A 24,918-nucleotide genomic window follows, 5' to 3' on the forward strand; every position below is an offset into this window, starting at 1 on the left:
TAACCGTGCAAGGCCGTCCAACCGACGCGCTTCAGCCAAAAGAAGATCCTTGCGTCCGCGCTTCACCTGCCACCGAACCACGATGGCACCCACGACTATCGCAACAGTCCCGACCGTTGCCTGTGCCCAGGCAGCGATTTCTGAACTTGTCATGTTCGTGAGTAGGCAGAGGTTATTCATCGCACGGCTCCCTGTGCGGCCTAACGTAATGGTAACCGGCGGACCATAGGCTCGGGACACCGTGCCGCGAGCACGTCCGCGTTGCGCGATTTACGCGGGCTCAGGCTGGCCGCGTTTTCGAGTTGATCAGACCTTCCCTAGGCTAGCGATGCTCCAGCGCGAGAATTTCGGAAAGCACTTCCGGAATCGGACGGCCCGTGATCATAAGTCGGCTGGCACCCTGCCACGTCGTCATGTTGAACCAGCCCGCGTTGCCTTCCTTCAGTTGGTAATGCTGGTTCGCCGGCTCGTCATGCAGATCGTCCATTACGAGCAGCCGCTTGGGCCCGAGCGGAAAAGTGACGACGACCCCGTCCGTTCCGAAGCCGAACTTCTCGCGCCCTTGGTGGTAGGTGCCTACGGGTTTATCAGTGGTGATGAACACATCCCTCTCGGAATGCAGCACTGACCAGCGCTTCTTGAGGAGCAGCTTGGCAATGTGGCCAGCTTCACGCTGAACCATACCTGCGAAGAACCGATCATGGTCGTTCTTGCTCCAAGCACGATAGGAGTTCCAGTCACTGGTGTCGATGGAGCGCGTCTGCCCGTTAATCTGTACCGCCTTTACTTCCGGGCTTCCATCGGCCCGCAGCGGCGCATCCTCGAAGGCGCGGACGAACCTTTCGTGCATTCTTTCGACTTCCTCGCGTAGGACAGGATTACGCATGTGCATGATGGCCACGAAGAGCGACAAGCTCATTCGCACAGGTTGGTCCTCCAGCGGTGCGAAACCCTCTGCGAATTCAGGCCAACGCCTGGCTAGAAGCGATTCGACTTCCCCCAGACGGCTTTCGAGATCCCAGTTGCGCTCACCGTCGTCCCCTAACGGTGAATAGAGAAAGCGCTTCGCACAGACGTTGCGCACATGGGTCAACTTCTCGTCACCGTCGTCTTCCCGTTTGGAGAAGATCCAGACCTGCGGAGCATCGGTGTCTCGAGTTTCTGGCGTGGCGAAGTAGCGCAGGTAGAACTTGGGTACCCAATGTTGGTTCACCGGCTTTGGAGCTGCACCAGCCAGCTTCATTGGGACATATTGGGCGTCAGCGAAAGCTCCAGATCGAGGCCGATCTGAGTTCCGGCGGCCTGATCCGGCTGGTTGTACATCTTGTCAGCCCGTGCAATGAGGTCGGACCCTCATTGGGCGCTGGCCAAGCGAGCCACCGCCTCCCGGCGACCGATCTTGCGAATAGCCGCGATCAATTCCAATTGGGCGCGGCGTGGCTTCACTTCACCGGTTTCCCACTTGTAGACAGACTGCCCCGATACGCCTATGAGCTTTCCGAAGTCGGCAGCGGACAGCCCTAGGCGCTTTCTGTGGCTTGCCAGTCCGGAGGCACGGAACCTCAAGGCGGCGGGTTCGGCAGATCCACTCGAAGCCGAGGATCCGTCGACGTTCCGCTGCGCCTTCGAGACCTGCATCAGAGCGCGTTCCATACCTTCAACCTGGCGTCTCAAGGCCGCAATGTGCGCGCGGTGCTGCGAGTTTGCTCTCTTGAGATCAGCGAGCTCGGATCGAATCTCTTTTCGGGCGACTCGGGAGATTTCAGTCTTCAGCGAATGTGCCAGATCGGTCATTCCTCCCATTGTGGAGGGAGGCTGCGCGCTTGTATTTACGGTATCGGAAAACCACGTCGGCCTTTGTTGGGCGGTAGCGTCATCCATCGGCGAATTTGGTCCTGAACTGCCAGATCCGAGATGCCTCGCGCGGGGTCGCAAATGACGACGGGTCCGGGAAAGTCCGGCGGAAACTCACCCGCCTCGTCGTCGATCACGAGCCAGGCTTGGACATCTGGTCTCGAGCGGAGGAACAGAAGGATAGAACTTGACTTGGCACCCGGATTGACGGCGCCAATCAAGCGACAGCCAACAGGACCGAGAAAGTCCCTCATCTGATCGAGAGGGTACCTCTCTGCCCACGATGAGTGCACAGCGATCATGACATCCGGAGCCTCTGAAAGCAGCGCCGAAAGTTCCGGCACCCATTCGAAGGGCAACGACTCCCCCGGCTTGGTGGCGACCGGGTGCAGGACGCCGTCGAAGTCAAGGAACAGCAGCCGTTTCGTGGGACGCATACGTATTTGGGAGGCCGGCTGCAGGGGTATCCGTAGCCTATCCGCGACTGAGCGGAGTTGCTGTGCACGACGGCTCCGAAATGTTGGACAGCGTGTCAACGCTCACTGAAGTGCACATTGCTAACAGTGCGAGTGGTGCAGCGGCAACCCTCCCGCGCGCACAAGGAGGACGAATGCGACCGCGAACAAAATGACTCCGACCGCCCCGATCGCGCTGCCCACGATCAGGATGTTCTTCTGGGCTTGGACGTTGTCGCTGAAGTGACGGCGTATCCAGTTCTTCATGCGAGCTCCTTGCATGCGCTGTTGGGAAGGTGTCGTACTTCGTGGCGGCCACATGCCGAGCGGTTCAGCCCAATGGGCCTGCTTCGTACATGTCCAGAAGATCAAGGACATCGGCCTCGCGGCCGTTCGCCACGGCAGCTTCCGCAGTCTGACCGCCGAACTCAGGAAGTGGGCAGTTGAAGTACCAGTGCCTCGCCCGTGCCATGTCGCCGGCGAGCTGCGCGGCCCGCTCAAGCACCGTTTCAGAAATGTGTGCGTGCGTCACTGCCTGCCCGTGCTTGCCCGCGGGCGATTCAGCTGTACGCGCCAGACTGCATGCGCAGAAGCAAGGTTCGAACCCGTTCGAATCCACCTGCTTCCTCGAACATCTCGCGCGGAAGCCTGCCGCCAAGCGCGGGATTCGGCTTCTCAATCCATTCTGAAAGCCATCGCACGGAATCGAAGTTCCTTGGATTTCCGGATTCCGCAACGATGCGATCTACGACGCCCTGCAGCTGACGCACACAATCCTCAACTCTCATCGCGCGTCTTGGGCAGAATTTGTGATTCGCCCTCCCTTTGCACTCGACGCTCGGCGGTCACGTGCGGCACTTGGATCGTTTTGGTGCCGCTCTTCACCAGGGTGTGCACGGACTCCCGAGCTTTTGCGCTCTACCGGAGCGGAGAACACACGGCGGTCTCGTACCAGCGTGCTCGGCGAATCGCCGACCGGTGAATCACAGAATTCCGCTCCGTTGACGGCCCGAAAGAGCCAGGCCGTGTGCGTATCGCGTGCATCACGGCACTCCCACACTTCATTCAGCCGGTGCAACCTCCATTCACCGTTCCCGTTCACACGCGCAGGCGAAAGTAGGTCGACGGTGTCAATCCGCACCTCTTTGCTCCGGCGCATCGTCGCAAGATGTCGCGCCTTGACGAGAAAGGTTCGACTCGCATGAATGCCGTCCTCAGTCGGTTGTGACGTAGTCACAAGTAGAACGGGTTCGAGCATGACGATCTCGAGCGAATCCCACACATCGGCGCCCAGGAGAGCGGAGGGAATCTCGAGCCTAAGGGCTGGGTTTGTGGCGAACAATGCTGGTCCTTCTGCGGGAGAAGCGTCTGAGCGTCGTAGCGGTATCCGACGCCGCTTCATTGTACAGATGCTACTCATAGTCTGTAGACCCAAAGTCATCGATCGGGCGAACCTCGGACCCGATGAGGCTAGGGAGCGGACAACGAGCGTCGGCGAGAGAGAGATTGGCTACCCATATGAGGCGCCTGCGTGCGGACGCTGGCCTCTCGCAGGAGATGTTGGCCGAGCTCTCCGGGTTGCATAGGACCTACATCGGTTCGGTCGAGCGCTGCGAGCGAAATGTCTCGGTCGACAACATCGAACGCATCGCTATGGCTCTCCAGGTCGATGTATCGGACCTGCTCGCACCTACGTACTGATACGGCACCCGTACCGCCGGAGACCTCGATCAGCCGTTCGCGGCAACGGAATGACCTCCTCTGCAGATGGCAAAAGGTGTGGCCCCGGGCGCCAGCACAGAACTGGAGCGCAGGTTCGACGGCAACTCCCCTCCCCTCGCGCAAACGTCCGAGACGTCGATAAGCGGCACCGCAAGCTCCGTTATCGACTAAATTTACGGGCGGCGTCGATAAGAAGGGGCAGTCGCAGCGCAACTCGCGCTGATACGACCCCGTTGATTCAGCCGGTATGCGACCTCGTGGGTCCCCTTAGGGACAAGGACGACCTGGACGCCGTCGGCCTGCTGAAGGTGGACTGCCTGGCGCTCGGCATGCTCACGGCCATCCGCAAGTCGCTGGAATTCATCGGCCAGCGCAAGGGCTACCAGTTCGAGCTGCAGGACATCCCGGCGGAAGATGCAGCCACCTACGACATGATCTGCAAGGCCGACACGGTGGGCGTGTTCCAGATCGAGAGCCGCGCCCAGATGTCGATGCTGCCGCGCATGAAGCCGCGTGCGTTCTACGACCTGGTGATCGAGGTGGCGATCGTGCGCCCGGGGCCGATCGTGGGCGGCATGGTGCATCCCTACCTCAATCGCCGCCAGGGCAAGGAGCCGGTGACCTACCCGAGCGAGGCGCTGAAGGAGGCCCTCGGCCGCACCCTCGGTGTGCCCGTGTTCCAGGAACAGGTCATGCAGATCTCCATGCTGGCCGCCGGCTTCACGCCGGGCGAGGCGGACGGCCTGCGGCGCGCGATGGCCGCGTGGAAGCGCACGGGCGGGCTGGAGAAGTATTACGACAGGATCGTCAACGGCATGACGTCGCGCGGCTACCAGGAGTCATTTGCCAAGAGCATCTTCGAGCAGATCAAGGGCTTCAGCGAATACGGCTTTCCGGAAAGCCATGCGGCCAGCTTCGCGCTGCTGGTGTATGCGAGCTGCTGGATCAAGTGCCGGCATCCGGCGGAGTTCCTGGCGGCCATGCTCAACAGCCAGCCACTGGGCTTCTACTCACCCTCGCAACTGGTGCAGGACGCCAGGCGCCATGACGTCGTGGTGCGCGCCGTGGACGTGATGCACAGCGAGGTCGACTGCACGCTGGAAGACCTGCCGCAGCCACCGGCGGTGCGCCTGGGCCTGCGCATGGTCGACAAGCTCAAGGCCGGTTCGGCGGCGCGCATCGTTGCGGCACGCAAGGAGGCCCCCTTCGACAGCGCCGAAGACCTGGCGCGGCGCGCCGGCCTGGAGCAGCACGAGATGAAGCTGCTGGCAGCGGGCGATGCGCTGCAGAGTCTTTCCGGCCATCGCCGCCAGCAGGTCTGGGACGCGGCGGCCTTGAAGGCCGTACCGCTGCTGCTGCGGGACGCTCCCATCGACGAGCCATACCTGGAACTGCCGCCGGCGCCGGAAGGCGAGGAGATCGTGTGGGACTACGCGTCCCTGGGCCTGACGCTGCGACGGCATCCGCTGGCGCTGCTGCGCCCTCTCCTGTCCGCGCGCAAGCTGGTCTCGGCCGCGGACCTGCAGAAGCTGCCCAACGGCCGGCAGGTCCGCTATTGCGGCATCGTCACCTTGCGGCAGCAACCGGACACCGCCAAGGGGGCGATCTTCGTGTCACTCGAGGACGAGACCGGCGTGGTGCAGGTGATCTGCTGGAAAAACGTGCGCGATCGGCAGCGCAACGAGCTCCTGCGCGCACGCCTGCTCGCCGTGCGCGGCGTCTGGCAGCGCGAAGGCGAGGTGTGCAACCTGATCGCCAGCCAGCTGGAAGACCTGACCCCGCTGCTGGGCCGGCTGGGGCCCTCGGCAACGAGTCGGGACTTCCATTAGGGCCTGAACCCGGCCCCGGACTCCTAGTGCGCCAGCCGTCGCCGCATCCAGCCGAACTGGTCGTCGGTGACCAGCACCCACAGTGCCATCGCCAGCACGAGGCCGCCGCACGCCATCGCCATGCTGGTGGCCACGGGAAGCGCCGCCTTGTACTCCAGCATCCAGGGCGAGACCATCAGCAAGGCGCCCAGGTACAGCTCGGAATACTCTTCCCAAGCTTCCGGGATGAAGAATTCGCACAAGCCGCAGGCGCACAGCAGTACCCCGATCACGACGAAGCAGCCGAAAGCCGCCACGTTCGTGTGAATGTCCAGACCCAACACCCATGGCGAGACGATCAGCCAGACGCCCACGAGCGTGCTCACCACATCCTGCCAATGTTTCATGTGCCTCTTCATGCGCTGTCTCCTGGCCGCATGCGGACGTGCGGCTTAATTCATTAGAACTCGTTCGGCCGGCGGCAGGTTGCCCGGCCGTCGCCGGCGGGGGAGGCGAAAACCCGGGGTGCATGATGGGGTGCGCTGCGCGCAACCCACCCTGCCGGCAGCAAGGATTCGGCGCGCGCTAGCATTCGGTACCTCAGCCCCCGGCCACGAACCCGGCACTCTCATGAAGAAGATCCCTCACTCCACCACTCTCGCCTGCTTCGCCACCGCGGCGCTGCTGTACCTGTTTGCCGCCACGCGGCCCGCCGCCGGCGGCTTCGCCGTGATCGGCGGCGTTTTCGAACTCATGGCGTGGCGCAAATGGCTTGGGTGAAGTCGCTGTTCCTGTTGGCGTTCCTGGTGGGCGGCCTGTTGCTGGTGCGCACCGGGGCCATGCCGTTCTGGCTGTGGCTGGTGACGGCGGCACTGGTGACCCTGACGCGCGTGCTGCCGCGGATCGATGCCTACCGCGACGAATTGCAGGTGGGCGAGGACGGCATCAGGCGCGAGCACGGCTCGCGCCTGCGCAAGACGGTCGTCGAGAGCGTGCGCTGGGACGAATTGGGCAGCGTCGAAGTCCGCGCGCGCGAGACCGGCCCGCAACGCGAGCAGATGCTGTTCCTCCTGTACGGACGCGCGGGCAACGGCGTCGCGGTGCCCGGCCCGCTGGCGCAGCAACATTCCTTGGCCGAGGCGCTGGCGCGCCGCCTGCCCGGTTGGCGGCAGGACCTGCTGGCGCAGGCAACGACCGCCACCGAGCCGGCCGCGTACACCCTGTGGCAGGCTGCCCCGCACGAGGGCTGAACCGGCCCTGCGCCGGGCTCAGCCCTCCTCGATCGCGTAGGGCATCGCAAACGCCGACAGGATCGCCTCCGCCTGCGCGCGCGCGGCCGGGCTTGCCTGCCGCAGGCGCAGCGTGAGCTTCAGGCCGCTGCCGCCGGTGCCGGCCACGCTCAGGTCCCAGGGACACGAGACCGGCTGCAGCACCTCGGTGAAGACGCGCCGCGCCGCCTCGGCCTGCAGCAGGTGCTTCATCGGCTTGCCCACCGCCGTGAGCGGCAGCTTGTCGATGAAGATGATTTCCTTGGGCACGGCGGGCCGCTCGGGGATGCGCTCCGCCGCATAGCGCAGGAGTTCCTCGGCGCTCACCTGCGCGCCCGGATGCAGTTCGACGTAGGCGATCGGCAACTCGCCGGCATGCGCATCGGGCTTGCCGACGGCAGCGGCCTGCGCCACCCAGGGCGACTGCAGCAGCGCGTCCTCGATGATGCCCGGCTCGATGTTGTGGCCGCCGCGGATGATGATGTCCTTCTGCCGCCCGCTGATGCGCACGTAGCCGTCTGCATCGATGCTGCCCAGGTCCCCGGTCACCAGGAAGCCGTCGGGCAGGAACACGCCGCGGCTCTGTTCCGCATCGAGATAACCCGCCGCCACGCCCGGACTGCGCACCAGCACCATGCCGGTCTCGCCGGGGGCGCAATCGCGCACCACGGCGCCGCCGTCGCCCATCTGCGCGATGCGCACCGTGGTGTAGGGAACGCGGATGCCCGAGCAGCCGCGGCGGATCTCGCCGTCGCGCGGGTCCACCGAGACGTGGCTGGTGTTCTCGGTCAGGCCATAGGTCTGCAGCGTGCGGGCGCCGGTGATGGCGAGGATGCGGTCCTGCACCGCGGGCGCCATCGCCGTGGAGCCGGTGGCGAAGTAGGGTCGCAGCGTGGCGATGTCTTCACCCGTGGGCGGATTCTTGGCCAGCACCGACAGCGTGGTCGGCACGCCGGAGATCTGCGTGACCTGGAAGCGCTCGACGAAGCGCCAGTAGTTCGCGATATAGGTCTTGTCGCGCGCTCCGTGCATGCTCGGAATCACGGTGGTGTGACCGTCGGCGGTGGACACCAGCCCGCGCACCAGCAGCCCGCCGATGTGGAACAGCGGGGTGTCCGAGAGCACCACGTCGTCGGGCGTGAAGGCCAGGCACAGGTTGGCGGCCCACTGCCGGAACACCATGCCGCCGTGCCGCACCTGCACGATCTTCGGATGGCCGGTGGTGCCGCCGGAGTGCACGTAGCAGGCGATCGTGGTGCGCTGCGCAATCGCGCGCGCAAAGGCCAGCCGGTCACCGGGGTGCGCGGCGGCCGCCGTGAGCAGGTCGTGCTCGTGCGCCGGGCCGAAGGGATCGTGCAGCGTGAACAGGCGCGGCGGCCGCTCCATGCCAGCCAGCGCCGCACTGACGTTGTGCCAGATGGCGAATCCCGGCGTGGGCCCGAGCGCGATCACGGCCTTCGCTTCGGAGCGCAGCAGCAGGTCGCGCAGCGCCGTCGCATCGAGCATCCAGTTGATCGGAAAGGGCCGCGCCGCCAGCAGGCCGCCGATCATGGTGGCGAACAGGCCAGGCACCGTGGGACTCACGATGGCCACCGCATCGCCCGCGCCTATGCCGCTGGCGCGCAGCAGGTTGGCGATCTGCAGCGAGCGGCTTTCGAGCTCGGCGAAGCTCCAGGTGTAGATCTCGCCGGCTATGTCGCCGTTGCGCGTGGCGTGGATGCCGGCGCGTTCGGGCGCATGGCGGCAGCCATCGAGCAGGTTGAGCGCGAAGTCCCAGCGCGTGATGCGCTGCTCCAGCGGCACCCGCTCGATCGCCTCGACGTCGGCGATGGTGCGCAGGGGCGGATAGGAGTGACGCGGGACGCTGCGCCGGGGGCCGATGTCGGGTTCGATCCCGGAGGAGGACTGCAGGTCCATGGAGCCGCTCTTCATTGCACCGGCGCCAGCGCCAGCGTGCGCTCGGCCAGCCGCACGTTGGCGACATCGACCATCATGCCGCGGTACTGCACCGCGCCGACGCCGCGCGCCTCGCCTTCGCGGTAGGCCGCCAGCAATCCGCGGGCGTACTCGAGCTCCTCGGCACTGGGCGAGAAGACCTCGTGCATCACGTCGACCTGGGTCGGGTGGATGGCCATCTTGCCGTTGCAGCCGACCTCGCGGGCCAGCTCGCATTCGCGCCGCAGCGCCGCGAGGTCCTTGAGGTTCATGAAGACGCCGTCGACGATCCACTGCACGCCCGCGGCGCGCGCGTCGACCACCATCTTGCTGCGCGGATAAGCGAGCGCCTGGCTCGCGGGCGTCCAGCGGCCACCGAGGTCCACCATGAAGTCGCCCTGCTCCGCGCTGGCCAGCGCGATGCCGGTGACGCGCGGCGAGGCGCTGCACAGGTCGAAGGTGTTGCGCAGGCCCAGGCAGGTCTCGATCAGCGGCACGATGGCGAGGCTGCCCTCGGCCAGCCCGGCGCCGGTCTCGACGCTGGCCAGCACCGCCGCCACCTCCTGCACGTCGGCGGCCTGTTCGGCCTTCGGCAGGATCACGCCCATCACGTTGGCCAGGCTCGGTGCCTGTTGCAGCAGCGCGAGGTCGGCGCGGAAATCGCCGGCCCGCGGATGGTTGATGCGCAGGTACATCGGCTTGGCCAGGCCACCGGCGAGCGCCTGGGCGACGTTGCGGCGGGCGGTGTCCTTGGCGTTGGCCGGGACGGAATCTTCCAGGTCGAAGATCAGCGCGTCGGCTTGGCCGGCCTGGGCCTTGGCCAGCAGCTCCGGCCGGCTGCCCGGCGCGAACAGGAGGGTGCGGAACATCCGGATCTCAGGGGTGGCCATGTCTTGTCCTTGCGGTTCGGGCTGCGCGCTCAGCGGCCCTGCCAGTGGGGGGCGCGCTTCTCGAGAAAGGCCAGCGGCCCCTCGCGGGCATCTTCGGTGGTGTAGAGCAGCGCGGCGAGGTCCTGCTCCAGGCGCAGGCCGTCCTGCAGCGACAGCTCGGCGCCGCGCACGATGGCGTTCTTGGCCATGCGCACGGCGACCGGCGCGTTGGCCGCCATCTCGCCGGCCAGGTCGATCGCGCGGGCCAGCAGTTGGTCGCCGGGCAGCACGTATTCGACCAGGCCGATGGCCAGGGCCTCGGACGCTGCCACCGTCTTGCCGGTGAGGATCATCTCCAGCGCGCGCGCCTGGCCGATGCGGCGCGCCAGCCGTTGCGTGCCGCCGTTGCCCGGCATCAGCCCGCGCTTGACTTCGCCGAAGGCAAAGCTCGCGCCCTCCGCGGCCAGCACGATGTCGCACAGCAGCGCGAGCTCGACGCCGCCGCCCACGGCCAGGCCGTTGACCGCCGCAACGATCGGCTTGTCGAAGCCAGCGATGGCCTCGCCCTGCTCCCAGCGGAAGCGCCGCATCTCGGTGATCGGCACGCCGGCTTGCGTCCTGGAGAATTCGCGCAGGTCCATGCCGGCGGAGAAGGCCTTGTCGCCCGCGCCGGTGAGCACCGCGGCGCCCACATCCGGGTCGCGCCGAAGCGCATCGAGCGTGTCGCGCAGCTCCGTGCGCATCTGCACGTTGATGGCGTTCAGCGCCTGCGGCCGCTGCAGGGCCAGAACGGCAACGCGGCCGTGCCGGGTGATGGAGAGCGTCTCGGGGTCGGGTGTGGTCATCTGCGGGGGGATGGATCGGGGGTCGCGCCGACGGCGCGGTTCAATCACTTGCTTGAAGGCAGGATATCTCAAGCAAGCGCCTCAATCAAGTGCTTTAACTCGCCGCCGCACCCCCGTAGAATGCACGCAAGGAATGGAGGCTGGCATGGCGAAGGAACGTCCCGAGGCGCCGGGAACCGAGGCAAGCACGCCGGATCGCATCCTGCTGGCCGCCGAGCGGCTGTTCAGCGAGCGCGGCATCGACGGCGTGAGCCTGCGGGAGATCACGTCGGCCGCCGGCGTCAACAGCGCCGCCGCCCACTACCACTTCGGCTCGAAGGAGGCGGTGCTGGCAGAGCTGTTCGCGCGCCGCGCCCGGCCGATCGCCGACCGGCGCGCGCAGCTGCTGGGCGAAGTCAAGACGAATCGCCAGGGGCGGCCCGCCGTCGAAGACGTGCTGCGCGCCTTCCTGCAGCCGGCGCTGGACCTGATGGAGACGCCCGAGGGCCTCGCCTTCACACGGCTGCGGGCCCGCATGATGTTCGAGCGGGACGACGTCAAGCGCGAGATCATGGCGCGCACCTTCGACGCCACCAGCCGCATGGCCATGGAAGCCCTGGCCCGCGCGCTGCCCAGGCTGCCGCAGAAGGAACTGCAGTGGCGCTTCCACTTCCTGCTGGGTTCCATGGTCTACAGCATGGCCCGGCCGGGGCGCATCGAATCGGTCACCAAGGGCAGCCTGCGCACGGACGATCCCCGCGCCACGCTGGATCACCTGGTGCGCTATGCGGCGGCCGGTTTGCGCGCCCCCTGAAGACAACCCGCAAGGAACAACGATGGAGTACTCCGGCCCCGGCGCCGACCTCGGTCCGCTGCACTGCCTGGCCACGGAGCTGGACGCAGGCATTCTCACGATCGCGCTGAACCGCCCCGAGCAGAAGAACCGGATCGACGTCGCGCTCTCGCTGGAGCTGGAGAAGCTGCTGCGTGCCGTTGCAGCGGACAGCGCGGTGCGGGTCGTCGTGCTGCGCGGCCAGGGCGAAGGCTTCTGCGCCGGTCTCGATGCGCAGGATTTCGCCGACACGGCACGGCACGGCGATACCGCGCTGCGCGCAGCACGCGCATCGGCGCAGGCCTGGCGCACGCGGCTGCTCCGACTGCTGCCGCAACCGGTGATTGCCGTGGTGCATGGCTTTTGCGAAGGCGAGGCCTGCGCCATCCTCGAGAGCTGCGACATCGTGCTGGCCGCCGAGGACACCCGCTTTTCGCTGCCGCAAGAGGACACCGGCGGCTGCACGACCGGCACCGTGGCCAAGGCCGCCTCGCGCGTGATCGCGCAGCGCGCCGCCGACTACTACGCGCTGACCGGCCGCAGCTTCGACGGCCGCGAGGCCGAGCGCAACGGGCTGGCCACGCGCAGCGTGCCCCCCGCTTCGCTCGACGCCGAGGCGCAGGCGCTGGCCGGCGAGCTCGCGGCCAAGGACGACATCGCCCTGCGCTTTACCAAGGAGACGCTGCTGCACGTCGGCGCCATGAGCTGGGACGGTGTGCTCAGTTTCACGGCGGCCAAGTTCGCCGAACTCAAGGCGCTGCAGGCGGGGCGCCCCTCTGCCCGGGCGGCGGCGGTGGAGAGCTTCCTGGCCGGCAAGAGCAAGCCCGGTCTGGGAAACTGAGAGCATGCTGAAAATCGAAGACGTGGCGCCAGGCATCCGCTGCATAGGCCTGGACCGCGCCGCCAAGCGCAATGCCATCGGGGTGGAACTGACGCTGGCGATGGAGGAGGTGCTGCTGCGCACGCGCGACGACCCAGCGGTGCGCGTGGTCGTCTTCCACGGCATAGGCGGCCACTTCTGCGCCGGCATGGACATGAAGGATTTCTTCGACAGCTCCACCCGGCCGCCCGAGCTGCTGCGCCGCGCGCGTGCCGCCACCGAGCACTGGCGCACGCGCCTGTTGCGCGAGATGCCGCAGACGCTGATCGCCGCGGTGCAAGGCTATTGCCTCGGCGCCGGCCTGCCCCTGGTCGCGTTTTCCGACGTGGTGCTCGCCGGCCGCGACACGCGCTTCGGCCTGCCCGAGATCAACTTCGGCTTCGTGCCGGGCGGCCAGATCCTGAAGGCCGCGGGCACGCGCATGCCACCGCGCGCCTTGACTTACGCCGCGCTGACCGGGCGCCCGTTCGACGCCGAGCAGGGAAGGCGCTGGGGTCTCGTGACGCAGGTGGTCGAGGGCGATCCGCTGCCGCAGGCGCTGGAACTCGCGCGCGAGCTCACGTATGATTCAATCACTTGCTTGAATTCTTCGCCGGCCGATCGCGCCGGCAGCCCACTCCAAGGAACCCCGCGATGAACTTCGGTCTCACCAGTGAACAGGAGGCCATGCTGCACCACGTCCGCACCCTGCTCGACGACGTATGCCCGATGGCGTACGCGGCACGCTGCGACGAGGCGCAGAAGCCGCCGCGGGAGGCCTTCGACGCGCTCGCCCGCAATGGCTGGCTCGGACTGATCGCGCCCGAGGAATACGGCGGCGCCGGCGGCACGCCGACCGACCTCGCCCTGCTGCTCGAGGAAACCGGCAACCACTTCGAGGAACTCGGGCTCTGGCTGTTTCGCAACTTCACCTACGGCTGCTACGCCGTCCTGAAGCACGGCACCGAGGAACAGAAGCGCCGCATCGTGCCGGGCACGGTGAAGGGGGAGCTCTCGTTCGCCTTCGCGCTGACCGAACCCGACTCGGGCTCGGACGCGGCCGCCCTGCGCACGCGCGCCGTCGCCGATGGCGACGACTTCATCATCAACGGCCGCAAGCAGTTCACCTCCGGCATGGACATCGCCGACTACGCGCTGGTGGCCTTGCGGACCAATGACCTGGGCAAGAAGCAGCTCGGGATCAGCACCTTCCTCGTGCCGACGAAGACGCCCGGCATCGAAGTGCGCAGGATCCCGACGCTGGGGCAGCACGCCATCGGCACGACCGAGGTGACGTTCACCAATGTGCGCGTGTCCCGCATCGCGCTGCTCGGAAAACTCGACGAGGGCTGGTCCATCTGCGAGGACACGCTGCGCTACGAGCGCCTGTGCCTGTCCGCAGCGCGCATCGGCGCGGCCCGCCGGGCCTTCGAGTTCGCGCTGGACTACGCCAAGACGCGCCACCAGTTCGGCAAGCCGATCGGGAGCTTCCAGGTGACGCAGCACAAGTTCGCCGACATGAAGGTCATGCTGGACACCGCGCAGACGATGATCCGCCGCTATGCCTGGTTGATGGAAAACAACCAGGCGCAGCGCGCGGACACGGCGGTGATCAAGTACTACATCGGCGAGTCGTACAAGACCATCTCGGACATGTGCCTGCAGATCCTGGGCGGCTACGGCTACTGCATGGAATACCCGATGCAGCGCTTCTTCCGCGACTCGCGGCTGGCCACCATCGGCGGCGGCACCTCGGAGATCCAGAAGAACATCATTGCGGCGACGCTGGGGCTCTGATACTCGGGGAGCCGACGCACAACGCACACGGTGCCCCGGTAGGCTGGGCTGACGACAGTCACCCCAGCGACGCGCGCGAGCGCTGGGGTGCGCTGCGCGCAGCCCAGCCTACCGGCGAGACCGGGCAGACCGGGCAGACCCGAGACCCGCACGGCTGGGCGCCAGGCATTCAGGCGCGCTGCATCTGCAACGCGCGGCGGTACCACTGCAGGTCGACGAAGCGCTCCTGCCCCGGCGGCCGGCCGCCCCACTGCCCTTCCATCTCGGCGCGGATCGCCAGCAGCGTCGCGAAACCCTGAGGGTCGAAGGCGCCGTCGGGGGCGAGGCCGTTGCGCGGATCGGTAAGCGCCGCATAGGTGGCAACCGCCAGCGGCTGCGCGATCTGCAGGCGCTGCACCAGCAAGGCGATCGCGCCCTCGCGATTCGCCGGGGCCAGCGCCCAGCGGGTTGACTCGATCCACGCCGCGAGATAGCGCTCCAGCAAGGCGCCATGCGCCTGCGCCCAGGGCCGCATCACGAAGGCGCCCGAAGCCTGGTAAGGCCCGAGCAGGTCGCTCACGCGCCCCAGGCTGCGCAGTCCGCTTTGCAGCGCCTGCAGCGAGAACGGCGGGTTGAGGGTCGAAGCGCTGTTGTTGCGGTCCTCCTGCATCGCCTTGATGCGCTGGAAGGTGCCGCCGACTTCCTTCACGGCGTATTCGCCCGGCTGCACGCCCGCGTTCTTCAGGATCTTCTTGGCCTGCAGCGCATAAGCCGTGTTGGGCGCATCGACGACCAGCGTCTTGCCGCGCAGGTCGGCGACCGATGCAATGCCGGGCTGCACGAACAGCTCGTTCATGCTGTTGTCGCCGCCGCTCACGATCACGACCTCGCGCCCGGCCTCACGCATGGCCACCGCGTTGTCGACGGCGGCGTGGGCGATGTCGAAGGCGCCCTGCGCCAGGCCGTCGCGCAGTTCCACCGAGTTCTGCGTGAACTGCAGGTCCACGTCCAACCCGTGACGCGCGAAGATGCCCTGGCCGATGCCGGCAAACAGCGCCAGGTTCTGGGCGCCGGGAAAGACTTTCACGCGCAGCCGCTCCATGGTCGGCGGCGTGGGCACGGTCGCGGCGCAACCGGCCAGTGCCGCAGCGGCACCGACGCCGATCCCGACGACGAAGGAGCGGCGACGCGGGCCGCTGCGCAATGGCTCGTTCATGAAAGCTCCTCTTGGCTTGACGATCTCAATCGACCTTGGCGCCGGTCTCGCGCACCACCCGCGCCCACTTGGCGATCTCGTTGTGCAGGTACTCGCGGGCCTGCGGCACGCTGCCGCCCATGGGCTCGAAGCCGGTGGCGGCCAGCCTGGCCTGGAACTGCGGCTCGCGCAGGATCGTCGTCACCTCGCGGTTGACCCGCTGCACGATCGCATCGGGCGTGCGCCCCGGCGCGAAGATGCCGACCCAGGTGACGTCCTCGAAGCCGGGGAAGCCCGACTCGGCCACCGTCGGCACTTCCGGCAGCGCGGGCGAGCGCTTCGCCCCGGTCACCACCAGTCCGCGCAGGCGCCCGGACTTGACCATCTCCACTGCGGCGGGCAGTGCCACGCTCGCGAGCTGCGTGGTGCCGGCCATGGCCGCATTCAGCGCCGGGCCCGCACCCTGGAACGGCACGTGCGTGACGTTCACCTTGCCGAGCACCTTGAACAGGTATTCGGCCGTCAGATGCGGCGTGGTGCCGGCACCGGCCGTGGCGTAGTTGAAGGTGCCCGAGCGCGCTTGCGCCATCACCTCCTTGAGCGTGCGCGCCTTCACGCCCGGCCCAGCGACGATCAGGTTGGGGCTGGAGGCCACCAGTGCTGCCAGCGTGAGGTCCTTCTCCGCATCGAAGCCCAGGTTGCGCTGCATCGCCGGGTTGACGGCATACGAACTGGTGTTGACCAGCAAGGTGTAGCCATCCGGCTCGGCGTGCGCCACCGCGTTGGAGGCGATGCTGCCGGCGGCGCCGGGCCGGTTCTCCACCACCACCGTCTGTCCGAGCGCCTCGCCCAGCCGCTGCGCCAGCAGGCGCGCGATGATGTCCGCCGGACCGGCCGGCGCGAAGGCCACCACCAGCCGCACCGGCCTGGCAGGCCAGGTCGGCTGGGCCAGCGACGACCAGCCCCCCAGCAGGCCGGCCGCCAGCGCGAGCACGGACAGCGCACGACGGGTCGTTCTCATGCTGCGGCTCAGCGCGTGTTCGCGAGTACGTGGCGCGCCATCTGCTCGCGCGTGCAGATCCACACGTCGTCGCAAGCCTTCACGCGCCGCATGATCTCGTCGTACACCCAGGCGCCCGAGGGGCGGCCCATCACGTGCGTGTGCGCCGTCACGTCCAGCATCAGCGGCGCCGGTTCGGCGCGCATGGCGGCAAAGGTGTCCGCGAAGGTGTCGAGCATGTGCCGCGGCCCCTGGCCGTAGCGCACGCACGTGGGCAGGTCGTTGACGTCCATGGTCAGCGGAATGCCGACGATGCGCCTGCCGCCGAAGTCCATCACGTAAGGGCGGTCGTCGTCGTTGACGTCGCCGTGGTGCAGGTAGCCGGCCTCGGCCAGCAGGCGCGAGCTGATCGCACTGCCGGTGCCGCGCGGGCTGATCCAGCCGATCGGCGCGACGCCGGCGGTCGTCTTCAGCAGGGCGTGATTGCGCTCCAGGTTGGCGCGCTCGGCCGCCTCGTCGAAGTACACCGGGATCACGTCCATGCCCCAGGAGTGGTTCACGATCTCGTGGCCCAGGTCGGCGAGCTGGCGCACGGTGGCGGGGTCGCGTTCGCAGATCACGCCATTGACCATCACGCTGGTGCGGATGCCATGCTTCTGCGCGATCGCCAGCAGCCGGTGGATGCCGCGCACCAGGCCGAAGGAGGCCCACGAGTGCGCGTTGGTATCGAAGAAGCCGGGCTTGAGCACGTTGCCCATCGGCCCGATGCCCGGGGCCTGGCCGTCGGACCAGGCCTCGTAGGCGATGTTGAAGATCACGGCCAGGCGACGGCCGCCCGGCCAGCGGAAGTCGTCGCCGAGCCGGGTGATGCGCGCTTCGCTGCTCACGCGGGCTCCCGGGGCACGATGCAGGTCATTGCGCCTTCAATCAAGGGTGATGTCCGCCTGCTTGATGATGCGGGTCCATTCGACCGTTTCCTGGCGGATGCGGTCGGCCATCTCCTTCGGCGTGGAGCCCAGCGGCTCGTAGCCCAGTTCGGTGATGCGCTTTTGCAGCTCGGGGCTGTGGATCACTTTCACGATCGCGGTGTTCAGGCGCTGCGCGATGGCCGGCGGCGTACCCACGGGCGCCCAGAAACCCTGCCAGCCCACCATCTCGTAGCCTGGGACCGATTCAGCCACGGTGGGCACATCGGGCAGCACGGCCAGTCGCTTGGGCGAACTGACGGCCAGCACCTTCACCCTGCCGGCCTTCACCAGACCCAGCGACGCAGCCACCGGATCGAGCTTCAATTGCACGATGCCCGCCATCAGGTCGGGGTTGGTGTTGCTGCGATAAGGCACGTGCGTCATCGTGACGCCCGTCATGCGCTCCAGCAGCACGCCACCCAGGTGGGCCGCGGAACCCGGGCCGGTGGACGCATAGTTCACCTTGGTCGGATTGGCCTTCGCGTACTTCACCAGGTCGTTGACGCTGGTGGGTGCGAAGTCGTTGTTCGCGATCCACATGTAGCTCAGGTTGAGCGTCAGGCCCAGCGGCAGGAGGTCGCGTTCCGGCTGGTAAGGCAGCTTCTTGTACAGCGGCGGGTTCATGGTCGCGACCTGGTTGAACCCATACAGCAGCGTGTAGCCGTCCGGCGTGGCCTTGGCGACCTTGTCGGTGCCGATGATGCCGGCCGCACCGGGAATGGTGTCGATGACCACCGGCTGGCCCAGCTCCTTCTCGAGGGCGGGCGCAATGATGCGGGCCAGCGTGTCGGGGCTGCCGCCCGGAGAGCTGGGCACCACCACGCGAATGGCGCGCGAGGGATAGGGATCGGCGGCCTGGCTTGCCACGGCGGACAGGCCAAGCACCGCAACGGCCACGGCGCGCAGGGCAATGCGTTGACTGAACTTCATCGGTCTCCTCGAAGGATGGAACGCCGCACCTCGAACAGCGCGCGGCGTCGCCGGCCAGAATAGGCCAGGGACAAACCGCCGGCAAGCGGCGCTTTCACTCTCGACAAGTCGCTCGCAATGCGCACTGCCTTGCCCCGACCCACAGCGCGATCACGCGCGGTGATCGGCGAACTGGCGAAAGAAGGTATTCAGTTCCGTGCCGGGAGTGGCCTCACCCAGGGCATCGAAGCGGCCCTCTTGCGCAATCGACCGGGCGGCGCGCAGGAAGCCGCCCCAGGCGGCACGCGCGAGTCCGCCGCCGATGCTGATGCGGCGCACCCCGAGCTCCGCGATTTCCGCCAGCGTCAGGCCGATGGGGGACCCGACCAGCAGGTTCACGGGCCGCGGCGCCACTGCTGCAACGACGGCCGCGATCTGTTCGCGCGTGCGGATGCCCGGGGCATACAGGCAATCGGCGCCGGCCTCGGCGTAGGCCTGCAGGCGCTTGATGGTGTCCGCGAGGTCCGGGCGGCCAAGGAAGAAGTTCTCGGCGCGGCCGACCAGCAGCACGTCTTCGCCGGATGCGTCGATCGCACTGCGGGCCGCCCGCACGCGCGCAATCGAGTCGTCGAGGTCGCGCACTGGCTGTGCGGGGTCGCCGGTGGAATCCTCGATCGAGACGCCCGCCACGCCGGTGGCGATGGCCAGGCGCACGCTCTCGGCGACGCCCTCGGGATGCTGCGCGAAGCCGTCCTCGAAATCGAGATTGACCGGCAGTTCGGTGGCCTCGACCAGCGAGCGCACGTGCTCCAGGATGGCCGCGCGCGACGCGGTGCCATCGGGCCGCCCCAGGGACCAGGCGTGGCCGGAACTGGTGGTCGCTAGTGCCTGGAAGCCCAGCCCCTGCAGCATGCGGGCGCTGCCCACGTCCCACGGGTTGGGCAGCACGAAGCAGCCCTGCTCGTGCAGCGCGCGGAAGGCGGCGCGCTTCGCCTGGACGGAGTCGCTCATCGAAGTCTCCTCTCTGCACGGGCCGCGGATGGCCCGGCGCTCAGCTTCTCAGACGCCCAGGTGCCGCTGCAGGATCTCGGGCCGCGCCTTGAGCTCGGCGGCCGATCCCTCGTGCGCGAGATGGCCGTTGTTGATGATGTACACGCGCTGCGCCAGCGCCAGTGTGGCGGCCAGGTTCTGTTCCACCAGCACGATGGTCTGGCCGGCCGCCGCCAGTTCGCGGCAGGCCTGCATCAGGTCGCGCACGATCACCGGGGCGAGTCCTTCGAACGGTTCGTCGAGCAGCACGATCTTGGGATCGCGGATCAGCGCGCGGCCGATCGCCAGCATCTGCTGTTCGCCGCCCGAGAGGTCGGTGCCGCGGCTGGTGCGGCGCTCTTTCAGGCGCGGGAACATCTCGTAGATGCGCGCCAGCGGCCAGCGCTTGGGCGCGGTGAGGCTGGCCAGCACCAGGTTCTCCTCGACGTTCAGGCTGGAGAAGATGCGCCGTTCCTCGTGCACCAGCTGCATGCCGGCGAGCGCGATCGCATGGCTCTTGCGGCCCGCGAGTTCCACGCCTTCGAGCTTGACCGAGCCGGCCCGCGGCGTGACCACACCCATCAGGCTTTTCAGCGTGGTGCTCTTGCCGGCGCCGTTGCGTCCGAGCAGGGCCACCACCTCGTTCTTCTCGACGCGCAGGGAGACGTCGAACAGGATGTGCGAATCGCCGTAATAGCTGTTCAGGCCGGTGACCTCGAGCAGGCTCATGATGCGATCGCTTCGTGGATGCCGCCCAGGTAGGCTTCCTGGACCTGCGGATTGCCCTTGATCTCCTCGGGCGTTCCCTCCACCAGCAGCTTGCCTTCCTGCAGCACGGTGATGCGCTCGGCCAGTTCGAACAATGCGTCCATGTCGTGGTCGATGATGATCATGGTGCGGCCCTGCGCGATGGACTTCAGCAGGGCCACGGTTTCGACGCGCTCGCTCGGGCTCATGCCGGCGAGCGGTTCGTCCAGCAGCAGCAGCGAAGGCGAGGAGGCCAGCGCCAGACCCACCTCGAGCCGCCGCTTCTCGCCGTAGGCGAGCTGCGCCACCGGCGCATCGGCGCGCGCGGTGAGATTGACCAGCGCCAGCGTGTGCTCGACCTGCTCGTGCAGGCCCGGCACCTTGTCGATGCTGCGCAGCAGGTCGAGCTTGAAGGTGCCGCGCAATTCGGCCAGCGCCGCGATGGTGAGGTTCTCGCGCACGGTCAGCTTGTTGAACAACTGGTTGACCTGGTAGCTCTTGGTCAGGCCAAGCTGGCAGACGTCGGTGACGTCCATGCCCGTGATGTCGCGGCCCTCGAACACGATCTTGCCGGCACTGGGCGCGACCTCGCACGTGAGCATCTTGAAGAAGGTGGACTTGCCGGCCCCGTTGGGGCCGATGATGCCGCGCAGTTCGCCGGCCATCACGGTGAAGTTGATCTCCGAGTTGGCGACGACGCCGCCATAGCGCTTGGTGAGACCGGTGGCCTGCAGGATGGGGCCGCTGAACGAGGCATTCGCGTGGTGCGTGGCCGGCATCGGCGCGACGCGGCGCGTCGTGACCGCGGCGGGCACTGCGACGGGTTCTGCGCCCTGCCCGTTGCGGACCTCCTCCACGGCGCGATGACCGGTGACGAGTCGCCACGCATCGCGCAGCCCGCCGATGATGCCCTGGCGCAGGAAGCACACCAGCAGCACAAACACGACGCCCAGCACCAGCTTCCAGGCGGCGCCCAGGTTCAGCGTCGCCTGCAGGAAGTCCTGCAGGAACAGCCACACGGCGGCACCCACCAGCGGCCCGAGCAAGGTTCCGCGGCCGCCGATGGCCGTCTGGATCACGAGTTGCCCGGAGGTGTCGAACATGAAGGCATCGGGCGGCATGAAGCCTTGCAGCACCCCGAGCAGGCCACCGGCGAGGCCGGCATAGGCAGCCGCGATCACGAAGGCCGTGAGCTTGTAGGCCTGCACGTTGTGGCCCAGCGCCTGCGCGCGCAACGGGTTCTCGCGGATGGCCGCGAGCACCGCGCCCACCGGCGAGCGCACGATGCGCAGCGCCAGCACGAGACCCACGAAATAGCAGAACGCCAGGAAGGGATAGAGCGACCAGCCCGAGGTGAAATTCAGCGTCGTGAAGCCCAGATTCAGGCTGGGGGTCGGCACCCCCGGCAGGCCGTTCTCGCCCCCGGTCCACTCGGACAGCGGGTTGAACTCCACGAAGAAGAAGATCTCCGCGATCGCCACGGTGATCATCGCGAAGTAGATGCCGGTGCGGCGCAGGGCCAGCAGGCCGATCAGGTAGCCGACCACCGCGGAGGCCGCCATGCCGATGATCAGCGCTAGGATCACGTTGGGAAAGCCGGCGCGCGTGAGCAGGTAGGCCGCGACGAAGCCACCGGTGCCGAAGAAGGCCGACTGGCCGAAGGACAGCAGGCCCGTGTACCCGAACAGGATGTCGAAGCCGAGGCCGAACAGGCCCCACACCAGGATGCGGTTGACCGTGTTGGGCGCGGCGTTCAGGTGCGGCAACACGAAGGGCGCGACGATCAGGCACAGCGCGGCCAGCCCCTGCATCAGCAGGCGGCGGCGGGCCAGGGCCGCGCGTGCGGCGCTCAGCGGACGATCCGCCGCGCGAGCGCCTCCGTCCGCGCGCAACGCTTCGGGGCGGGCGGCGCTCATTGCCGGCCCTTCAGGCCCATGAGGCCGGTGGGCCGCACCAGCAGCACGAGCGCCATCGCGGCAAACAGCATCACGTAGGCGTAACCTGGATTGATCATGGAAGTGAGGCTGATGATCTCGCCGGCGATCAGGCCGCCGAGCACCGCGCCCGGGAAGGAACCGACGCCGCCGATCACGACGACCACGAAGGTCTGCACGAGGATGGCCTCGCCCACTTCCGGCGTGAGCGACACCACCGGCGCGTTGACGATGCCGGCAAAACCCGCTGCCATGGCGCCGATGCCGAAGACCACCATGAAGACCCGGTACACGTTGATGCCGAGCGAATCGACCATCACCGCGTCGTCGATGCCGGCGCGCACGATCATGCCGAGCCGCGTGCGATAGAGCACCAGGTACAGCACCAGCAGCGCCACGGCGCAGATGCCCACGACGGCGAGGCGGTAGGTGGGATACATCATCACGCCGAGCGAGGTGATGCCGGTCAGGAAGGCGGGCGGCGGCACCGTCAGCGACTGGCTGGTGAAGATGAAGCGCACGACCTCGACGAAGACGATCGCCAGGCCGAAGGTCACCAGCAACTGGTCTTCCTCGGGCCGGCTGTAGAAGTTGCGGATGATCACGCGCTCCATCACCAGCCCGAGCAGGCCCACGCACAAGGTGCCGGCGACGAGCGCCAGCAGGAAGGAGTTGGTGGCGTGCCAGGCCGAATAGCCGGCATAGCCCCCCACCATGAACATGGCGCCGTGCGCCAGGTTCAGCACACCGAGGGTGCCGTAGATGATGGTGAGGCCGGAGCTGATCAACGCGAGCAAGGCGCCGAGCGCCAGCCCGTTGAACAGCTGCGAAAGGAAGTTGGACCAGGTCAGCATGGGGGGCGCAGCAAAAGGCCGCGGGTGGCCAGGGCCGCCCGCGGCGCCTGGACCAACCGGGAGCTCAGGTGTAGGAACCGAGATTGCAGCCGAAGTCGGTGGGCTTCTGCATCAGGCCGGCGCCGGGCACGATCTCGACCACCTCCCAGAAGTCTTCCTTGTTGCGCATCGCGCTGGGCTTCTTGCCGCGCACGATGGCCACGGGGCGGATCAACTGGTGGTCGGCGGCGCGCCAGCTCACCTCGCCCGTGAGGGACTGCAGCTTGCGCGGCGACTCGTACGACTTGATCACGTCGGGCGGATAGAAGGTGCCGGCGTGTTCCACGGCTTCGGCCCACAGCGCGAATTCCATGTAGGCGTTCTCGGCGCCCCACTCCGGCTTGTAGCCGAACTTCTTTTCGAAGGTATCGACGAACTGCTTGGCCAGCGGGTACTTGTCTTCCATCGTCCACCAGAACTCGGTGGCCGCGTACACGCCCTCGGTCACGTCGGCACCGACCTCGCGGGCCAGGAAGGGGATCTGGTAGGGAATCACCAGCTTCATCTTCGGCAGCAGGCCGAACTGCTTGGCCTGCTGCGTGGACAGCACGGCATCGTGGCCCCAGTTCACGTTGATCAGGAACTCGGCGCCCGAGTTGGCGATGTTGGTGAGATAGGAGCTGAAGTCCGGGGCGCCGAGCGGCGAGACCTGGTTGGTCACCATCTGCCAGCCGCCGTTCTTGATCAGGTATTCGCTGACCGACTTGGTGACGGTGTGGCCGTACGTGTAGTCCGGCGTCATGAACGCCATCTTCTTGTTCTTGCCGTAGGCCTTGACCAGGGCCGGGCCGATCGCGTTGGCGGCCGTCTCGCCGTAGAAGTTCTGGCGCACGCCATAGCGCACGCAGTCCTTGCCGGTGGTGTCGTTGGAGCCGGAGATTCCGCAGAGGAACAGCACCTTCTCGCGCTGCGCCAGCTTGTTCAGCGCCACGGCCACCGCGCTCGACGTGCCGCCGGTGATCGCGATCGCCTTGTTCTCGGTGATGAAGCGCTGCTGCGCCTGCACCGCGTCGTTCGGCTTGGCGGCCGAATCGGCGACGCCGACCTTGACCTGCTTGCCCAGCACGCCCTTGGTGGTCTTGGGCGAGATCGCCTTGATCAGCGGGTGGCCTTCGTTGATGTGCTCGACGGCCAGCTGGTAGCCCTTGAGTTCGTCCTCGCCCTGCACGGCGTAGGTGCCGGTGCGCGGCACGCTGATGCCGATGAACACCGAGTCGCCGGTGGTGCCGGCCGGCCACGTGCCGATCGGCGGCTGGTCGGCCGCGAACGCCTCGGACACGAAGCCCGCGGGCAGCGCGATGCTGCCGGCGGCACCCAGGCCCGCGCCAATGAACGCGCGGCGGCTGGTGGAAGAACGGGACGCATCTGTCATCGCAAGTCTCCTTGATCGCGGCGCCGATCGGATATATATCGTCCGCCGATGTTTTCCAAGTGTATCGGCGTAGGATATGCAGACTCATCGGCGATAACCCCTAATGGCAAGCGCGCCACGGACGCGCTGAGGACGACCAGGTGCCAAGCGAAACGACGCGCAGCCGGACTCCCATCACGAACGAAGACTACGCGCGCCTCGCGGCGTTCCGTCTCGTGCTGCGCGGCTTCCTGCACTTCAGCGAGGAAGCGGCCGCGGAGGTCGGCCTCACCGGCCAGCATTACCAGGCACTGCTCATCCTGCGTGGATGGCCGCCGGACCTGCCGATGACCATCAACGATCTCGCGCAGCAACTGTTCCTCAAACATAACAGCGCAGTCGGATTGGTCGACCGGCTCGCGGGCGACGGCCTGCTCGTGCGCGCGCCTTCGAGTGTCGACCGGCGCAAGGTCGAACTGCGCCTCACCGCCCGCGGCTCACGCCTGCTCGCGCGGCTGGCCGAGCGCCATCGCAGCGAACTGCAACGCATCGCACCGGAGCTGGAAGCCTTCTTTCACGAGCTTGCACGTCAGCAAGATGCAAGCAAGGAAGTTGCGCCCAAGCCGGTGCGGCGCCGCAGCGCGGCCAGCGCCTGAAGGCATCAGCCGACAGCTCGTGAGCCCGCAGCGG

Annotated in this window: 28 protein-coding genes and 1 pseudogene; 9 read left to right on the forward strand and 20 right to left on the reverse strand. The window is 67.3% G+C overall.

The window, feature by feature from the left end:
- The 7 genes from JWP60_RS15330 to JWP60_RS26785 form a co-directional block, all read right to left on the reverse strand.
- Positions 1-180 (reverse strand): hypothetical protein (locus JWP60_RS15330; protein WP_299793020.1); only part of this gene is annotated, 180 nt, incomplete at its 3' end.
- 142 nt (positions 181-322) lie between these two features.
- The gene (locus JWP60_RS15335; RefSeq protein ID WP_299793023.1) at positions 323-1,243 is read right to left on the reverse strand and encodes a DUF4238 domain-containing protein; all 921 of its coding nucleotides are present in this window, start codon (positions 1,241-1,243) and stop codon (positions 323-325) included.
- 110 nt (positions 1,244-1,353) lie between these two features.
- A complete protein-coding gene (locus JWP60_RS15340; RefSeq protein ID WP_299793026.1) occupies positions 1,354-1,794 on the reverse strand; it encodes a helix-turn-helix transcriptional regulator in 441 nt (146 codons plus the stop codon).
- Between the two features lie 35 nt (positions 1,795-1,829).
- Complete coding sequence (locus JWP60_RS26780) at positions 1,830-2,291, reverse strand: HAD domain-containing protein (protein WP_363320866.1); 462 nt, start codon at positions 2,289-2,291, stop codon at positions 1,830-1,832.
- A gap of 120 nt (positions 2,292-2,411) precedes the next feature.
- Entirely contained in the window at positions 2,412-2,576 is a 165-nt protein-coding gene (locus tag JWP60_RS15345) for a hypothetical protein (protein WP_299793029.1), read from the reverse strand.
- Positions 2,577-2,640: 64 nt separating this feature from the next.
- Positions 2,641-2,928, reverse strand: coding sequence for a hypothetical protein (locus tag JWP60_RS15350; RefSeq protein ID WP_299793032.1), 288 nt, complete (start codon positions 2,926-2,928; stop codon positions 2,641-2,643).
- Entirely contained in the window at positions 2,870-3,097 is a 228-nt protein-coding gene (locus tag JWP60_RS26785) for an MbcA/ParS/Xre antitoxin family protein (protein WP_363320867.1), read from the reverse strand. Before JWP60_RS26785 ends, JWP60_RS15350 begins: the two co-directional genes overlap by 59 nt.
- 676 nt (positions 3,098-3,773) lie before the next feature.
- Here JWP60_RS26785 and JWP60_RS15355 point away from each other — a divergent pair.
- Positions 3,774-4,010: a helix-turn-helix transcriptional regulator gene (locus JWP60_RS15355; protein ID WP_299793035.1), complete on the forward strand. Its 237-nt coding sequence runs from the start codon at positions 3,774-3,776 to the stop codon at positions 4,008-4,010.
- 293 nt (positions 4,011-4,303) lie between these two features.
- Positions 4,304-5,860: pseudogene (locus tag JWP60_RS15360) on the forward strand (OB-fold nucleic acid binding domain-containing protein); the annotation flags it as partial.
- A 23-nt stretch (positions 5,861-5,883) separates the two neighbouring features.
- On the opposite strand, the gene JWP60_RS15365 reads toward JWP60_RS15360, so the two are convergent.
- Positions 5,884-6,246: an SPW repeat protein gene (locus tag JWP60_RS15365; protein ID WP_299793038.1), complete on the reverse strand. Its 363-nt coding sequence runs from the start codon at positions 6,244-6,246 to the stop codon at positions 5,884-5,886.
- A gap of 223 nt (positions 6,247-6,469) precedes the next feature.
- On the opposite strand from JWP60_RS15365, the gene JWP60_RS15370 reads away from it, so the two are divergent.
- The gene (locus JWP60_RS15370; RefSeq protein ID WP_299793041.1) at positions 6,470-6,619 is read left to right on the forward strand and encodes a hypothetical protein; all 150 of its coding nucleotides are present in this window, start codon (positions 6,470-6,472) and stop codon (positions 6,617-6,619) included.
- Positions 6,607-7,089, forward strand: a complete 483-nt coding sequence (locus JWP60_RS15375; protein WP_299793044.1) for a hypothetical protein — start codon at positions 6,607-6,609, stop codon at positions 7,087-7,089. Before JWP60_RS15370 ends, JWP60_RS15375 begins: the two co-directional genes overlap by 13 nt.
- A gap of 18 nt (positions 7,090-7,107) precedes the next feature.
- Here the strand turns inward: JWP60_RS15375 and JWP60_RS15380 are convergent, their stop codons facing one another.
- The 3 genes from JWP60_RS15380 to JWP60_RS15390 are packed head-to-tail and all read right to left on the reverse strand — an operon-like array spanning position 7,108 to position 10,756.
- Positions 7,108-9,024, reverse strand: a complete 1,917-nt coding sequence (locus JWP60_RS15380; RefSeq protein ID WP_299793047.1) for an AMP-binding protein — start codon at positions 9,022-9,024, stop codon at positions 7,108-7,110.
- Positions 9,025-9,035: 11 nt separating this feature from the next.
- The gene (locus JWP60_RS15385; RefSeq protein WP_299793049.1) at positions 9,036-9,932 is read right to left on the reverse strand and encodes a CoA ester lyase; all 897 of its coding nucleotides are present in this window, start codon (positions 9,930-9,932) and stop codon (positions 9,036-9,038) included.
- 29 nt (positions 9,933-9,961) lie between these two features.
- Positions 9,962-10,756: an enoyl-CoA hydratase-related protein gene (locus JWP60_RS15390; RefSeq protein WP_299793052.1), complete on the reverse strand. Its 795-nt coding sequence runs from the start codon at positions 10,754-10,756 to the stop codon at positions 9,962-9,964.
- 145 nt (positions 10,757-10,901) lie between these two features.
- Between JWP60_RS15390 and JWP60_RS15395 the strand changes: the two genes are divergently transcribed.
- Genes JWP60_RS15395 through JWP60_RS15410 form a run of 4 tightly spaced genes read left to right on the forward strand, consistent with a single transcriptional unit; the run spans position 10,902 to position 14,223 of the window.
- Positions 10,902-11,549 (forward strand): TetR/AcrR family transcriptional regulator, encoded by a 648-nt coding sequence (locus JWP60_RS15395; protein WP_299793055.1) that lies wholly within the window; start codon positions 10,902-10,904, stop codon positions 11,547-11,549.
- Positions 11,550-11,571: 22 nt separating this feature from the next.
- A complete protein-coding gene (locus JWP60_RS15400; protein WP_299793058.1) occupies positions 11,572-12,408 on the forward strand; it encodes an enoyl-CoA hydratase-related protein in 837 nt (278 codons plus the stop codon).
- Positions 12,409-12,412: 4 nt separating this feature from the next.
- Positions 12,413-13,084: an enoyl-CoA hydratase/isomerase family protein gene (locus tag JWP60_RS15405; RefSeq protein ID WP_299793061.1), complete on the forward strand. Its 672-nt coding sequence runs from the start codon at positions 12,413-12,415 to the stop codon at positions 13,082-13,084.
- The gene (locus tag JWP60_RS15410) at positions 13,081-14,223 is read left to right on the forward strand and encodes an acyl-CoA dehydrogenase family protein (RefSeq protein ID WP_299793064.1); all 1,143 of its coding nucleotides are present in this window, start codon (positions 13,081-13,083) and stop codon (positions 14,221-14,223) included. The genes JWP60_RS15405 and JWP60_RS15410 overlap by 4 nt, the downstream gene beginning before the upstream one ends.
- A 169-nt stretch (positions 14,224-14,392) precedes the next feature.
- Here JWP60_RS15410 and JWP60_RS15415 read toward each other — a convergent pair whose 3' ends face one another.
- The 9 genes from JWP60_RS15415 to JWP60_RS15455 form a co-directional block, all read right to left on the reverse strand.
- The gene (locus JWP60_RS15415; RefSeq protein WP_299793067.1) at positions 14,393-15,418 is read right to left on the reverse strand and encodes an ABC transporter substrate-binding protein; all 1,026 of its coding nucleotides are present in this window, start codon (positions 15,416-15,418) and stop codon (positions 14,393-14,395) included.
- Between the two features lie 25 nt (positions 15,419-15,443).
- Positions 15,444-16,418: a tripartite tricarboxylate transporter substrate binding protein gene (locus JWP60_RS15420; protein WP_299793070.1), complete on the reverse strand. Its 975-nt coding sequence runs from the start codon at positions 16,416-16,418 to the stop codon at positions 15,444-15,446.
- Positions 16,419-16,426: 8 nt separating this feature from the next.
- Positions 16,427-17,284 carry a polysaccharide deacetylase family protein gene (locus tag JWP60_RS15425; RefSeq protein WP_299793073.1) on the reverse strand — a complete coding sequence of 286 codons (858 nt, stop codon included), beginning with the start codon at positions 17,282-17,284 and terminating at the stop codon, positions 16,427-16,429.
- Between the two features lie 36 nt (positions 17,285-17,320).
- The gene (locus JWP60_RS15430; RefSeq protein ID WP_299793075.1) at positions 17,321-18,295 is read right to left on the reverse strand and encodes a tripartite tricarboxylate transporter substrate binding protein; all 975 of its coding nucleotides are present in this window, start codon (positions 18,293-18,295) and stop codon (positions 17,321-17,323) included.
- A gap of 150 nt (positions 18,296-18,445) precedes the next feature.
- Entirely contained in the window at positions 18,446-19,285 is an 840-nt protein-coding gene (locus tag JWP60_RS15435) for an isocitrate lyase/phosphoenolpyruvate mutase family protein (protein WP_299793078.1), read from the reverse strand.
- Positions 19,286-19,333: 48 nt separating this feature from the next.
- Positions 19,334-20,032: an ABC transporter ATP-binding protein gene (locus JWP60_RS15440; RefSeq protein ID WP_299793081.1), complete on the reverse strand. Its 699-nt coding sequence runs from the start codon at positions 20,030-20,032 to the stop codon at positions 19,334-19,336.
- Complete coding sequence (locus JWP60_RS15445; protein WP_299793084.1) at positions 20,029-21,966, reverse strand: branched-chain amino acid ABC transporter ATP-binding protein/permease; 1,938 nt, start codon at positions 21,964-21,966, stop codon at positions 20,029-20,031. The genes JWP60_RS15440 and JWP60_RS15445 overlap by 4 nt, the downstream gene beginning before the upstream one ends.
- Positions 21,963-22,838 (reverse strand): branched-chain amino acid ABC transporter permease, encoded by an 876-nt coding sequence (locus JWP60_RS15450; RefSeq protein ID WP_299793088.1) that lies wholly within the window; start codon positions 22,836-22,838, stop codon positions 21,963-21,965. Before JWP60_RS15450 ends, JWP60_RS15445 begins: the two co-directional genes overlap by 4 nt.
- Positions 22,839-22,902: 64 nt before the next feature.
- Positions 22,903-24,249 carry a substrate-binding protein gene (locus tag JWP60_RS15455; RefSeq protein WP_299793091.1) on the reverse strand — a complete coding sequence of 449 codons (1,347 nt, stop codon included), beginning with the start codon at positions 24,247-24,249 and terminating at the stop codon, positions 22,903-22,905.
- 140 nt (positions 24,250-24,389) lie between these two features.
- Between JWP60_RS15455 and JWP60_RS15460 the strand changes: the two genes are divergently transcribed.
- Positions 24,390-24,884, forward strand: a complete 495-nt coding sequence (locus JWP60_RS15460; protein ID WP_299793094.1) for a MarR family transcriptional regulator — start codon at positions 24,390-24,392, stop codon at positions 24,882-24,884.
- The last annotated feature ends 34 nt before the right edge of the window (positions 24,885-24,918 follow it).

Source organism: Ramlibacter sp. (assembly GCF_028291745.1).
In the GTDB taxonomy this organism is placed as follows: domain Bacteria; phylum Pseudomonadota; class Gammaproteobacteria; order Burkholderiales; family Burkholderiaceae_C; genus Ramlibacter.

Coding starts and splice junctions, on each gene's coding strand:
- JWP60_RS15335 (WP_299793023.1), bottom strand. CDS start 1,243: ATGAAGCTGGCTGGTGCAGCTCCAAAGCCGGTGAACCAACATTGGGTA.
- JWP60_RS15340 (WP_299793026.1), bottom strand. CDS start 1,794: ATGACCGATCTGGCACATTCGCTGAAGACTGAAATCTCCCGAGTCGCC.
- JWP60_RS26780 (WP_363320866.1), bottom strand. CDS start 2,291: ATGCGTCCCACGAAACGGCTGCTGTTCCTTGACTTCGACGGCGTCCTG.
- JWP60_RS15345 (WP_299793029.1), bottom strand. CDS start 2,576: ATGAAGAACTGGATACGCCGTCACTTCAGCGACAACGTCCAAGCCCAG.
- JWP60_RS26785 (WP_363320867.1), bottom strand. CDS start 3,097: ATGAGAGTTGAGGATTGTGTGCGTCAGCTGCAGGGCGTCGTAGATCGC.
- JWP60_RS15355 (WP_299793035.1), top strand. CDS start 3,774: ATGAGGCTAGGGAGCGGACAACGAGCGTCGGCGAGAGAGAGATTGGCT.
- JWP60_RS15365 (WP_299793038.1), bottom strand. CDS start 6,246: ATGAAACATTGGCAGGATGTGGTGAGCACGCTCGTGGGCGTCTGGCTG.
- JWP60_RS15370 (WP_299793041.1), top strand. CDS start 6,470: ATGAAGAAGATCCCTCACTCCACCACTCTCGCCTGCTTCGCCACCGCG.
- JWP60_RS15375 (WP_299793044.1), top strand. CDS start 6,607: ATGGCTTGGGTGAAGTCGCTGTTCCTGTTGGCGTTCCTGGTGGGCGGC.
- JWP60_RS15380 (WP_299793047.1), bottom strand. CDS start 9,024: ATGGACCTGCAGTCCTCCTCCGGGATCGAACCCGACATCGGCCCCCGG.
- JWP60_RS15385 (WP_299793049.1), bottom strand. CDS start 9,932: ATGGCCACCCCTGAGATCCGGATGTTCCGCACCCTCCTGTTCGCGCCG.
- JWP60_RS15390 (WP_299793052.1), bottom strand. CDS start 10,756: ATGACCACACCCGACCCCGAGACGCTCTCCATCACCCGGCACGGCCGC.
- JWP60_RS15395 (WP_299793055.1), top strand. CDS start 10,902: ATGGCGAAGGAACGTCCCGAGGCGCCGGGAACCGAGGCAAGCACGCCG.
- JWP60_RS15400 (WP_299793058.1), top strand. CDS start 11,572: ATGGAGTACTCCGGCCCCGGCGCCGACCTCGGTCCGCTGCACTGCCTG.
- JWP60_RS15405 (WP_299793061.1), top strand. CDS start 12,413: ATGCTGAAAATCGAAGACGTGGCGCCAGGCATCCGCTGCATAGGCCTG.
- JWP60_RS15410 (WP_299793064.1), top strand. CDS start 13,081: ATGAACTTCGGTCTCACCAGTGAACAGGAGGCCATGCTGCACCACGTC.
- JWP60_RS15415 (WP_299793067.1), bottom strand. CDS start 15,418: ATGAACGAGCCATTGCGCAGCGGCCCGCGTCGCCGCTCCTTCGTCGTC.
- JWP60_RS15420 (WP_299793070.1), bottom strand. CDS start 16,418: ATGAGAACGACCCGTCGTGCGCTGTCCGTGCTCGCGCTGGCGGCCGGC.
- JWP60_RS15430 (WP_299793075.1), bottom strand. CDS start 18,295: ATGAAGTTCAGTCAACGCATTGCCCTGCGCGCCGTGGCCGTTGCGGTG.
- JWP60_RS15435 (WP_299793078.1), bottom strand. CDS start 19,285: ATGAGCGACTCCGTCCAGGCGAAGCGCGCCGCCTTCCGCGCGCTGCAC.
- JWP60_RS15440 (WP_299793081.1), bottom strand. CDS start 20,032: ATGAGCCTGCTCGAGGTCACCGGCCTGAACAGCTATTACGGCGATTCG.
- JWP60_RS15445 (WP_299793084.1), bottom strand. CDS start 21,966: ATGAGCGCCGCCCGCCCCGAAGCGTTGCGCGCGGACGGAGGCGCTCGC.
- JWP60_RS15450 (WP_299793088.1), bottom strand. CDS start 22,838: ATGCTGACCTGGTCCAACTTCCTTTCGCAGCTGTTCAACGGGCTGGCG.
- JWP60_RS15455 (WP_299793091.1), bottom strand. CDS start 24,249: ATGACAGATGCGTCCCGTTCTTCCACCAGCCGCCGCGCGTTCATTGGC.